The organism is Paenibacillus sp. S28, assembly GCF_016624415.1.
GTDB classification, from domain to species: domain Bacteria; phylum Bacillota; class Bacilli; order Paenibacillales; family Paenibacillaceae; genus Paenibacillus_AQ; species Paenibacillus_AQ favisporus.
The window spans coordinates 58003-70254 of record NZ_JACVTM010000018.1; the positions used below are offsets into that span (position 1 = coordinate 58003).

General features: G+C 53.6%; 11 protein-coding genes. 8 read left to right on the forward strand and 3 right to left on the reverse strand.

The genetic code is table 11. The features are described from left to right. Positions 1-37: 37 nt before the first annotated feature. The 6 genes from IAE55_RS28605 to IAE55_RS28630 all read left to right on the forward strand — a co-directional run bounded on the left by IAE55_RS28605 (position 38) and on the right by IAE55_RS28630 (position 6425). Positions 38-1792, forward strand: coding sequence for an ABC transporter substrate-binding protein (locus IAE55_RS28605; protein ID WP_200634539.1), 1755 nt, complete (start codon positions 38-40; stop codon positions 1790-1792). A gap of 81 nt (positions 1793-1873) precedes the next feature. Continuing rightward, entirely contained in the window at positions 1874-2830 is a 957-nt protein-coding gene (locus IAE55_RS28610) for an ABC transporter permease (protein WP_076171622.1), read from the forward strand. 15 nt (positions 2831-2845) lie between these two features. Continuing rightward, positions 2846-3775: an oligopeptide ABC transporter permease gene (opp4C, locus tag IAE55_RS28615; protein WP_105442349.1), complete on the forward strand. Its 930-nt coding sequence runs from the start codon at positions 2846-2848 to the stop codon at positions 3773-3775. Between the two features lie 14 nt (positions 3776-3789). After that, positions 3790-4773, forward strand: coding sequence for an ABC transporter ATP-binding protein (locus tag IAE55_RS28620; RefSeq protein ID WP_076171628.1), 984 nt, complete (start codon positions 3790-3792; stop codon positions 4771-4773). After that, positions 4766-5731, forward strand: coding sequence for an ABC transporter ATP-binding protein (locus tag IAE55_RS28625; protein ID WP_076171631.1), 966 nt, complete (start codon positions 4766-4768; stop codon positions 5729-5731). The genes IAE55_RS28620 and IAE55_RS28625 overlap by 8 nt, the downstream gene beginning before the upstream one ends. A gap of 178 nt (positions 5732-5909) precedes the next feature. Further along, positions 5910-6425, forward strand: coding sequence for a hypothetical protein (locus tag IAE55_RS28630; protein WP_145158998.1), 516 nt, complete (start codon positions 5910-5912; stop codon positions 6423-6425). Between the two features lie 78 nt (positions 6426-6503). Here IAE55_RS28630 and IAE55_RS28635 read toward each other — a convergent pair whose 3' ends face one another. Together IAE55_RS28635 and IAE55_RS28640 are read right to left on the reverse strand one after the other, a co-directional pair. Then, a complete protein-coding gene (locus tag IAE55_RS28635) occupies positions 6504-7316 on the reverse strand; it encodes a DUF4367 domain-containing protein (protein ID WP_145159000.1) in 813 nt (270 codons plus the stop codon). Continuing rightward, entirely contained in the window at positions 7297-7884 is a 588-nt protein-coding gene (locus IAE55_RS28640) for an RNA polymerase sigma factor (protein WP_076171639.1), read from the reverse strand. The genes IAE55_RS28635 and IAE55_RS28640 overlap by 20 nt, the downstream gene beginning before the upstream one ends. A 281-nt stretch (positions 7885-8165) precedes the next feature. Between IAE55_RS28640 and IAE55_RS28645 the strand changes: the two genes are divergently transcribed. Both IAE55_RS28645 and IAE55_RS28650 read left to right on the forward strand, forming a co-directional pair. Then, positions 8166-10448 carry a histidine kinase gene (locus tag IAE55_RS28645; protein ID WP_200634540.1) on the forward strand — a complete coding sequence of 761 codons (2283 nt, stop codon included), beginning with the start codon at positions 8166-8168 and terminating at the stop codon, positions 10446-10448. Positions 10449-10507: 59 nt separating this feature from the next. Next, a complete protein-coding gene (locus IAE55_RS28650) occupies positions 10508-11512 on the forward strand; it encodes an aldose 1-epimerase (RefSeq protein WP_200634541.1) in 1005 nt (334 codons plus the stop codon). Positions 11513-11612: 100 nt separating this feature from the next. Here IAE55_RS28650 and IAE55_RS28655 read toward each other — a convergent pair whose 3' ends face one another. Then, complete coding sequence (locus tag IAE55_RS28655; protein WP_076171647.1) at positions 11613-12095, reverse strand: zinc ribbon domain-containing protein; 483 nt, start codon at positions 12093-12095, stop codon at positions 11613-11615. Positions 12096-12252: the final 157 nt, after the last annotated feature.

The following is a 12252-nucleotide window of genomic DNA, read 5'->3' on the forward strand; positions in this document are numbered from 1 at the left end:
TCATCGGAATGGTGAGTAAAAACGGGAGGTTATGATGATGAAAAAAGGAGTGTACTTGCTAACTTCGCTGTTGATCGTCGGATCAATGCTGGTTACGGCATGCTCGAACAATAGTGATGACGGGGGTTCATCCAGCGGAACGGCTCAAACGGAGCAGGGTACAAAAGATACAGCGGCTTCGTCCGATGCCGGAGGAACCTCTGCACTGACCGAGCCTTACACGGCAGCCGACTTGTCCAAACTGCCCGATGTGGCCAAGCAGCGTACGGACACAATTATCGTGGCGCTGACTGATCCGAGCGGCGCGTTCACACCTTATTTTACCCAGAGCGGTTATGACGGCAACGTTAACTCCCTGCTGTTCGGTTCGCTGGTGACGGTGGACGATAAGGGATTGCCGGTTCCGGACCTTGCAGAGAAATGGGACATTTCCGAAGATCAGAAGACGATTACATATCATCTGCGGAAGGATCTGAAATTCAGCGACGGCTCGCCAATGACGGCTGACGATGTCGCGTTTACGTGGACGATCCTGTTCGACCCGTCCTATGACGGCGATTCGATCATCCCGAGCACGATCGCGATCCAGGGCGCGCAGGATTACAAGTCTGGCAAGGCGAAGAGCATTTCCGGCATCAAGGTGGTCGATCCGCAGACGATTTCCGTCACGCTGGATAAGCCGAACGCAACGGCGCTTGTGACGCTCGGCTCGAACATTTTGTCCAAGGCGTACTACGGCAAGGATTATAAGTTCGGTGACCTGAGCTACATCAAAAACCTGCATCAAACGCCGGTCGGCAACGGCCCATACAAGCTGGAGAAATTCATTCCAGGCCAGGAAGTCCGTTTTGTCGCCAATGAGAACTACTATAAAGGCAAGCCGAAAACAGAGCACTTCATTTATAAAACGTCCGAAGGCGACGCTTGGCAGTACCTGGAGACCGGAGAAATTGACTATACTTCGTTCCCGGCTACAACCGAAAATATCGAGAAGCTGAAGTCCCTCGGCTTCACCAACATTTTGCCTTACACGGCCAGCAACTATGGTTACCTGCAGGTCAACCTGGAACACGAAGCGCTGAAGGATAAAAAGGTACGCCAAGCGATCGCTTACGGCCTCGACCGTCAAAGCATCTACGTGGACGCAAACGAAGGCGCCGGTGCCGTAGCCAACATTCCGGCTCCGCCGATCTCCTGGGCTTACACCGAAGACGGCATTAACCCGTACAAATTTGATTCGGAAAAAGCCAAGCAGCTGCTGGACGAAGCCGGCTGGAAAGTGGGCGCAGGCGGCATCCGCGAGAAAGACGGCAAGAAGCTGACGATCCACTACCTGGGCTCGAAGAGCAAGCAGACGGATATCTTTATTCCGGTAGCTAAAGAGAACTTCCAGGCGATCGGCGTCGACTTCCAGCCGGAAGTGTTCGCCGACTTCAACTCCCTCGTGTCCAAAGTGGAGAGCGGGGATTACGATCTCGTATCCTTCTCGACTCCGCTGCTGCAGGATCCGTCGGACGGCGTCATGCAGTTTATCGACGGCGAGATCAAAGCCTACGACAATCCGAAGGTCAAAGAGCTCTATGACAAAGCGCTCGCGACTTCCGACATCGAAGAGCGCAAGGCCATCTACAAAGAGCTGTTCCAGCTGCTGAACGACGAGCTGCCGGTCATCTTCACGAACTACAAGAAGACGGTGTACGGTTACAACGGCCGTATCGAGAACCTGAAGGTCAGCCCGTTCGTCGGACTTGCCAACAGCTTGCCTGACTGGTCGCTGAAGCCGGTACAATAATCAGAAGGACCCACAATGGAGTCCCCCGACCGCGAAGCAGCCGCTTCTGCGGCGGGGGACCATGTAATTAGGAGGCGAATGATGGGCACTTATTTGACGAAGCGTATCATTTACATGATCGTCATCCTGTTTGCGGCATCCTTTTTGATCTTCAGCCTCTACGCGCTGACTCCGGGGGATTTCATCAGCAGCAACATTAAGCTGAGCCCGGAACGTAAAGCGGAGTTAAGGGAGATTTACGGACTGAGCAAGCCGCTGCTGGAACGGTACGGCATATGGATGAACAACGTATTTCACGGAGATTTCGGTTTCTCGCTGGCGCAGCAGCAGCCGGTGCTGAAGCTGTTTAACCAGTATATTTGGAACTCTTTCCTGCTGGCGGTCGTATCCACGTTTTTGACCTGGGTCATCGCCGTGATCATCGGGGTCGTTTCCGCTTATAAGCAGTATTCGTGGTTCGACACGATTGTGATGGTGGCCATTTTTGCCGCCATGTCGATCCCTTCCTTCTTCATCGGCCTGTTCCTGATCAAGATTCTGGCCGTCGACCTGAAATGGCTGCCGCCGGGCGGGATGTTAACGACGGGAAGCAACGCGACCGGCTGGGCTTATATTAAGGAAGTCATCCATCATATGACGCTGCCTGTGATCGTCATGACGCTGCTTGGCGTCGGCTCGCTGACGCGCTATTTCCGCAGCAATATGATCGACGTCATCAAGCAGGATTATATCCGCACGGCCCGGGCGAAAGGGCTGAAGGAAGACAAAGTGCTGTTCAGACACGCTCTGCGCAATGCGCTGCTGCCGGCCATCACCCTGGTTGGCTTTGAACTGCCGGCCCTGTTCGGCGGATCGATTATTATTGAAAAAATCTTTAACTGGCCGGGAATCGGCCAGCTGTACATGCAGTCCTTCAGCCTGCGGGACTATCCGCTGCTCATGGGCTTCACGATGCTGCTGGCGATTCTGACGGTCATCGGCACGCTGCTGTCGGATGTGCTCTATCACATCGCCGATCCGCGCGTGCGGCTGCATTAGGGAGGGGAGACGCTTATGGCCATTAACAGTACACCAATGACCGATGCCGTTCCGGCTGCAACAACGACGCCGAAGTCTTCCTCCTTATTTAAACAGTCGATGCGGAGGCTGCTGCGTAACAAGCTGGCGATTTTCGGACTTGTCGTCGTGGTCATCATGTTTATCGCTTGTTTTCTTGGGCCCGTATTTTCGCCTTATGCCGATAACAAGATTCATATGAATGTGATGAACAAAGCGCCAAGCATGAAGCACTGGCTCGGGACCGATGCCCTGGGGCGTGACGTGCTTACGCGGGTGCTACAGGCCGGCCGCATTTCCTTGACGGTAGGTCTGGCTTCCATGTTCCTGTCCGTGTTTATCGGTTCGCTGCTCGGCGCGATCGCCGGCTACTATCGGGGGATCGTGGACCAAATCATTATGCGGATCGCTGATTTGCTCTTGACGATTCCGGGACTGCCGCTGCTGTTTATTTTCGGCGCGCTGCTGTCGGAGTGGAAAGTGCCGACGAATTATCGTATGTATATCGTCATGCTGATGCTCGGCCTCGTCAACTGGCCGGGGCTTGCCCGGATGGTCCGGGGGCAGATGCTCAGCCTTCGCGAACGCGAATTCATGCAGGCTGCCGTAGTGCTCGGTCTGCGCGACCGCCGCAAGCTGTTCAATCATCTGCTGCCGAATATCGTTCCGCTCCTGATCGTCATTGCAACGCTCAATATTGGCGGATCGATCCTCAGCGAGTCGGTGCTGAGCTTCTTCGGCCTCGGCGTCATGCCACCGACACCGACTTGGGGGAATATGATCGACGCGGCGAACAATTTGATCGATTTTCAGGAGCATCCATGGCTGTGGATTCCTCCAGGATTCTCTATTTTTATTACGGTAATTGCCATTAACATATTTGGAGACGGACTCCGGGATGTGCTGGATCCCAAACAGAAGAGGTAGGTGAACAGCGTTCTATGAAAGATCTCATTAAAATCGACCATCTGCGCACGCATTTCTTCAGCGACAAAAACGTGATCAAAGCCGTAAATGACGTCAGCCTGCGCGTCCGGGAAGGCGAAACGGTATGTGTCGTCGGCGAGTCGGGCTGCGGTAAAAGTGTTACCGCCATGTCCATCATGGGTCTGATTGAGGAACCGGGAGGTAAAGTGGTTGGCGGAAGCATTGAGTTTGACGGCCGGGACCTGCTGAAGCTCAGCAAAAACGAGCTGCGTACGATCCGCGGGAATGACATCTCCATGATCTTTCAGGAGCCGATGTCTTCGCTGAACCCGGTTCTGAAAATTGGGCAGCAGATTATGGAGCCGCTTATGGTGCACCAGAAGCTGAGCAAGAAGGAGGCCCGCGCCCGTGCGATCGAACTGATCGAGCAGGTGGGGATCTCGCGGGCGGAGCAAATCGCCGATTCCTATCCGCATGAACTGAGCGGCGGTATGCTGCAGCGGATCATGATCGCGATTGCGATCTCCTGTGGTCCGAAGCTGCTGATTGCCGATGAGCCGACGACGGCGCTGGACGTTACCATCCAGGCTCAAATTCTGGATATGCTGCGCGAATTTAAAAAGAAGTCGAACATGTCGATGATGCTGATCACCCATGATCTGGGCGTCGTGGCCGAAATGGCGGATTACGTCGTTGTCATGTACGCCGGCAAAGTCGTGGAAGAAGGCGAAGTGGTGAAGCTGTTCGAGTCGCCGAAGCATCCGTATACGCAGGGGCTGCTCAAGTCCAAGCCGATCATTAACCAGCGGCAGGATGAGCTGTATTCGATCCCGGGGCAGGTGCCGAATCCGCTGGATCTGACCGAATCGTGCTATTTCCATGACCGCTGCGCGCACTGCATGGACATTTGCAGAACGAAGCAGCCGGCGCTTAAAGAAGTTGCGGATCAGCAAAAAGCCGCTTGCTGGCTGTATGAGGAGGCGGTTGTTCATGTCTGATGCATTGCTTGAAATCAGCCATTTGAAAAAGTATTTTCCGATCCAGAAAGGTCTGCTGAACCGCACCGTCGGTCACGTGAAGGCCGTTGACGATATCAGCATCACGATCCGGCCGGGCGAAACGTTCGGGCTGGTCGGCGAGTCCGGAAGCGGCAAAAGCACGGTTGGCCGCACGGCCATCCGCCTGATCGAGAAGACGTCAGGGGAGGTCAAGTTCAAGGGTATCAATATTTACGATCTCCCTCCCGAGGAGCTGCGCAAGCTTCGGCCGAGCATGCAGCTGATCTTCCAGGATCCGTACAGTTCCCTGAACCCGCGGATCCGCGTCGGAGACGCCATCGGCGAAGCGCTGCTCGATCACGGCCTGGTGCCAAAAGCGGAGATTCGCGACCGGGTGCTGGAAGTGCTTCAATCCTGCGGATTGTCCTCTTACCATATCGACCGGTTCCCGCATGAATTTTCGGGCGGTCAGCGGCAGCGGATCGGAATAGCCCGGGCACTGGTGCTTAATCCGGATCTCATTATTGCCGATGAGCCCGTCTCGGCGCTGGATGTATCCATCCAGGCACAGATCATCAACCTGTTCCGCAAGCTGCAGGAAACCCGCGGGCTTGCGTACTTGTTCATTTCCCACGACCTCAGCGTCGTGGAGCATTTATGCACGCGGATCGGCGTCATGTACCTGGGCTCCATGGTCGAAACGGCGACCCGGGATGAGCTGTTTAAAAATCCGCTGCATCCGTATACGAAGGCGCTGCTGTCAGCCGTGCCGGTTCCGATTCCGAAGCTGAAGCGGGAGCGCATCGTGCTGAAGGGCGACATTCCGAGCCCTTCCAATCCGCCTTCGGGCTGCAAGTTCCATACGCGCTGCCCGTTTGCGGTGGCCCGCTGTAAAGAAGAAGTGCCGGAGTTCCGCGATGCGGGCGGCGGTCACTTCGTTGCCTGTCACCTGGTGTAACTGCCCCTTGTTAGGGGAAGGGAAACCCCCGTTTCGAGCGAAACGGGGGTTTTTTAGTGCTTTTAATGAAAATGTGAGAAAAAACAAAGAAAATGATGAAAAAATGATGAAACCTCTGAAAGGTGGCCGCCGTTAATAGTAGTGAAATTCAATATTTCCTAAAGGAAAGGTGAGAGTCATGACGAAGAAATGGATCAACCACAAACTGCCAGCCATTATTGCCGCCACTACCGTACTCAGTATGCTTCTCGCGACCGGGGCGGGTGCCGAACCAGCCGGATCCGATGATGCGGACATTTCCGCAGCCGCCGTAAAAGAGCCGGGAGCCTTAACCACTCCTCCGCCTCCTGAACACTACATCACGAGCTTCGCGTCTTTCACATACTTGAACAACTGCTATGCGTCGGCCTCGCTCGTCAATAGCACAACCGTGGCTTTAAAGGCCAGTACTTTCGCCAAACAGAGCGTTGACAAGATAGGTGTCGATCTAACCCTGCAGCGCTGGACCGGATCCGCATGGGTCGATATGGAAACGAGACGGTTCCTGGACACTGGAAACAGCGCTATATCCGGGGATTACAACGGTACGGTAACCACGGGCTATTATTACCGCGCCAAAGCCTACCATACCGTATATCAAGGATCTGCTTTCGAACAGACCACCACGTATTCCCCACAAGTGTTGGCCAAATAGGATAACAAATAAAAGTGACCGCCTACGGGCGGTCACTTTCTGGTCACGCTGAATAGGGATATGCCAACAAATCAATCATTAGGGAAGCGGCTCGACCAAGTTGAGAATTTCCTCTTTACTCGCCTTGGTCATGATGATCAACTGGACCTTATTATATTTCATGATCAGCGAATTCATGTTGCTTTCGGTGTAATAGGCTTCATAACCGTTCTTGAGCTTGATCTTGACAGGTTCTCCGTTCGTGAAATAGCCTGTGCTGGAATTCGGGAGAATCCGGCTCACGGTAATGAACAGATTATCGTCTTCCTTTGGCCCGGTATAAAGCATAGTAATTTCGTTATATTTCTTTGTTTCGAGATCTTTTGCTATGACGGTGGATTGCTTGAAATGATAACGCTCGGGAATTCGGCCGCTAAAATCCGGAATGGTAAAACTCAATTCTTTCTGCACTTCACTGAGCGGGCGCGTTGTTGGGACACCCTGTTCCGAAGAAATGATTTTCCCATCCCCTGGCGGCGGTTCCGGCTCCCCGTCCATATAATTTGGCGGGGGAGGGGTTTTCGCGATCCCTCCCGTATCAGACTGGTCGTCTTGGAAAAAAACCACATTCTTAACGCCGTCTCCCCAGTCAACAATGGAGTCGAGCAGCGGAGAAATTGCCTTCGTCACGGCTGTGGAGCTGAAAATGACCGCTCCGGCCACGAAAGATGCGGCCACCACACCGCCAAGCTGCAGGTGCCGATTACGTCTGCGGGAACGGTTCACTTCGTTCAGCCGGGCTTGAACCTTGTTCCAAGATGCCTTCTTGCTATCTTCGGACGTCAAGGAAGTTGAAGAGGCTGCCTTCTCGAAGGCGGAATCGAACCAATCTTCAAATTTTTCGCTTTTCATCCTTTACCCCCCACTCCTTAAAGAGCATTTTCTTGATACTTTCGCGTGCCCGGTACAGACGTTGTTTGACGGCATCCTCGGTAACTTCAAGCAGATCGGCGATTTCCCGGTACGACAGGCCCTTTCGCCAGCGATACTCGACCAGAACCCGGTATTCCGGTTTCAATTCCCTTAAATACTGAATAATCGATTCTTCCATGAACTTCGTTTCTACCGTATTTTCGATTGACACCGTCGGCTGCGCAATCTCTTCTTTATACATAAAGACACCTTCGACATCGACTTGGTTACGGTATTTTTTATTTTTTCGCAAATAATTTATGGTCGTGTTGCGCGTCACGACTTTGAGCCAGGCTTTCAGCTTGGCTTCATTTTCAAACACGGGTTTGCTTTTGATGATCTTAATGAAAGCATCCTGGATAATATCTTCCACCACGGAATGGTTTTTCACGATATACATGATCATGCCGTAGGCATAATCATAGTACTCATAATAGATTTCTTCCTGTAAATCCCGGCTGAGATCGTTGTAATCCGTAGACACAAGAAGCCGGATCATGTTCGGCATGGTTTTCCCCTCTTTCCCATTCGCCCGTCTCTCGTCTGTTTTATCTCATCTTTCCCATTTTACATGATATGTCCAGTTTAGCCTATTCTTTCATGTGAAACGGATACGGAAGAGACAGGGCGAATCAGGCTTAAATAGCCGCTTTTTCTTCCGAAAAAGACGCTAGATCGGGCAATACCAATACAGGGTGATCCAAAAACGGCGGTGAACGATTTTACAAAAATGGCTGTGAACAGGTAAGATTCACCACATATCAACAATGTGCAGAAGGGGCTTGAGCCATGGGGGATTACAGACGCAAATCGCCGGAAGAAATTCTCGAAGAAATCCATAGACTGCGGCGGGGGCGGCTCAAAATCATCATCGGGGCGGTGACCGGTTCCGGGAAAACCTATCATATGCTCCGCGAGGGCCAAACCCTGAAGTCCCAGGGGATTGACGTCGTCATATGCGCGGTGTCCACGCTGCAGCGTACAGAAACGAAAAAGCAGCTCGCAGACCTGGAGAGGGTGCCCAGCATCCACTGGAATGAAGGAGAAACGGAATACAAGGATCTGAATCTGCCGGGCATTGTAAGCCGAAATCCCGAAGTTGTGCTTGTGGACGGATTCGCTCATCGAAACCGCAAGCACGCCGAGCATCGAACCCGGCTGGAAGATATCCAGTTTCTGCTGAATCACGGCATCAGCGTCATCACGACCGTCAATGTGTATGAAATTGAAGGCATTCACGAACTTGCCCGCAAATGGACCGGGGTAGAGGTCAGGGAAACCGTTCCGCTAACGACGCTGGGTATGGCCGACGAGGTTCGGCTGATCGACGTTTCTCCGGAAACGCTCATCTCCCGGTTGAACGAAGGCCATCTGCAGAGCATCCGGGACGGGGCGTCCTTTACCCGCAAGGATTTGACCCTCCTTCGGGAGCTTGCGCTGCGCTTGATGGCCGACGATGTGAACCAGTCGCTGGAGAAGTTCCGTGAGCACGAGGGCATCAGCGGTCCCTCCGGTGCCTCGGAGCGTATCCTGGTGGCGGCGCAATACCATTGGAACGGTTCGATCTATGTACGGCGCGGACAGCAAATCGCAAAGCGCCTGAACGGCGAACTGCTCGTCGTTGTCTTTACGCGGCCCAAGCAGTCACTGTCGCGCGAGCAAGAGGCATTTAAGCGTTCTTTGCACAAAATGGCGGACAAGACGGACGCCAAGCTGGAGGAGCTGCCTTTGTCGGCTCCAAGACGGTTTGCCAAGTCGCTGATCCGGTATGCTTTTGATAAAAAAGTGACCCGGATCGTGCTGGGGCATTCCCGGAAAAGCCCCTGGCAGGAACTGTGGCAGGGTTCGGTGACGAACGGCATTCTTAAGCATGCGCATGGCATCGACGTGTTCTGGGTGGCCGACCGCACGGCGCAAGGGGAACCGCGGATTCTGCCGGCCCGCCGAACGCAAAACAAGCAGATGAAGGGGTATCACCGTCTCAGCCGCGAGGAAATGAACGATAAAGTGAAGCGGATCGAGCGCGGCCGGTTCAAAATTTATATCGGCGCGGCCCCGGGCGTAGGCAAAACGTACACCATGCTTCGCGAGGGGAATGACATATTGGCCAAGGGAACGGATGTGGTTATCGGGTGGCTCGAGACGCATGGGCGCGCGGAGACGGCGGCGCAGGTCGGCAGTTTGCCTGTTATCCCACCGAAGGAGATTTCCTATAAAGGCACTACGCTGTACGAAATGGATACAGAGGCGCTGCTGGCAAGAAGCCCGGAGCTTGTGCTCGTCGATGAGCTGCCTCACACCAACATGCCGGGCAGCCGTTTTCGCAAACGGTATGAAGATATTTTGCTTCTGCTGGAGAACGGGATTTCGGTCATAACAACCTTGAATGTTCAGCATTTGGAGAGCCTCAACGATGCCGTCGAGCGCATCGCCGGCATCCGGGTCTCCGAGACGGTTCCGGACACGCTGCTGTCAATGGCCGATGAGGTGGAGCTGATTGACGTTACGCCGCAATCGCTGCAGGAGCGGATGAGGGAAGGGAAAATTTATGCGGCGGACAAGGTCGATCAGGCGCTGGGTTCCTTTTTCCGAACGGGGAACCTGATCGCGCTAAGGGAGCTTGCCCTCCGGGAACTGGCCGACGATGTGGACGAGCGGCTGGAGTCCTGGCAGCGGAATATGTCCCTTCGCGGACCCTGGAGAAAGGAGGAGGTGATCTTTGTGTGTATCCTCCCCGGAACATCTGCCGAGCGCCTCATCCGGCGCGGATTCCGGATCGCTTACCGCCTCAAGGCCGCGCTTCACGTGACTTGCGTCCGCATGGAAGGCCGGGATTGCGACCTTGGGCGATGGCAGGGGCTGACCGAAAGCTTGCAGGGGCATTTCGGCATTCTTGAAAAAGACGGGTGGAAAGGACTGCCGGCCAAAGTGCTGGGACAGGCCGAACAGATCCATGCTACTCAGATGATTCTAGGACGCCCAGAAGAAGGAATTTTCACTAGATATGCACGCCGAAGAATGCTTAAACGGCTGATTCATGGGGCAAGCCGGATCGATGTGCTTCTCGTATAATGCCACAAATGGTATATTAGAAGAACGTTCCTTTTAATCATGAACAGGAGGAGAACAAGTTGACACAATTTGCGGCATTTGAAGGCGATTTTAATAGGGAAAAGGCGATCTGGCTGAAGCATGGGAAATACGAAGCGGCGGTGCTGCCGGAGATCGGCGCCAATCTGATTTTATTCCGGGATACCGAGCAAAACTTCAAGTTTTTGCGGGAACCCGAAGCCGGTGAAATGGAAGATTTCAAGGCAAATCCGGGTGTTTACGGCATTCCGGTACTGTTTCCGCCTAACCGTTACGATGGCGGCAAATTCGAATGGGAGGGCAAAGTCTACCAATTCCCAATCAATGAAGAAGCCACGGGCAACCAGCTGCACGGATACATGCATACGATCCCATGGACCGTGGATTACATAACCAGTGACGCTTATGAAAGCGCAGTCGTTGTGTCCCAGCGCGTAGGAGAAGGGCATCTGTATAAAAAGTATCTGCCTTTCGATTTCACGATTACGCTGAGATACTCCCTGAACCGGGAAGGGCTGCGGCAGCAGGTCACCATCACGAATGACGGCAAGGAAAAAATGCCTGTACTGCTGGCGTTCCATACGGCGGTCAATGCCCCGTTCGTGCCGGGAAGCGAAGCGAAGGATTACCAAGTTAAAATTACGATCGGCCAGCGGCGTGAGCTGGATGACCGGATGCTGCCGACAGGTGCTTTCCAGCCGCTGTCTCCGGAAGAAGAGCAGCTCAAAGGAGAAGGCGTGTTCCCTTACTTCACCGAAATGGACTTCCATTATACTGCTGAACCGCAGGACGGACGCAACCGGATGGAGCTCACGGATACACGCACTGGGGACGTGCTGATTTACGACGTAGGTACCAGTTATAAGCACTGGATGGTTTGGAACCAGTTCGCCGGCGGCAAATTTTTCTGCCCTGAGCCTCAGATCAACCTCGTCAACGCTCCGAATATCAAGAACATTCCCGCAGAGGAAATGGGACTGTTCGGCTTGACCCCGGGCGAGAAGTGGGAAGAGACGACCTTTCTGTATGCGCTCAAAAGAAATTAAGCATCGCGGCCGGGCTTCCTGATCCGCTCTTGAATAAACGACAAAACGCCGTGTCCCTGCTGCAGTGAGGGATACGGCGTTCTCTGATTTACCTGATAAATTACTCGTGCTGAAGCTTATGACCGCAACTGCGGCAGAAATGATCTGAAAATGAGGCCGGTTCTCCGCATTTGGTGCAGTAGGCGCTTTTAGGAATCGAGCTCGAAACGGCTGCCGGCTGAACGACCACCGTATGGAACTGCTGTCCGCAGAACGGGCAGTAGGTTGCGTCCGCGGGAAGCATCTTGCCGCATCCGCATTCCTTCAGGTTTTGCAGGTGCTGGATTTTCCGCTGTAGCTCTTCCACTTCTTCTTCTAAGGCAAAAATGGCCTCCCGGTATTTCTGGATCTCCGCGCTGGGGATCGTGCCGTCCGGTTTCTCCAAGGACTGATGGACGATACGGCCGATTTCCGTATAATTTTTTTCGATTTCCTTTTCCTTCGCCGCCGCTTGAAACTTCAGGGTTGTGGATTCAACCGTGTTCTGCGCTTTCTTGCCGGCATCCGAAACGCCCTGCTTGATTTTGTTGAAAAAGTTGGACATGACGGGTTTTCTCCTCCTTGCGTCCGTGTTCTGATGAAGCCCCTGCGTCGGTCACAGCGGCTTTTCATATCCTGTCCAGTCGTTTGACTCGCTTTTATGCTATTGTATGGCTCTTCCCAATGCATTATAACTGAGCCGGGGCCGAAGGGAAAGTCCC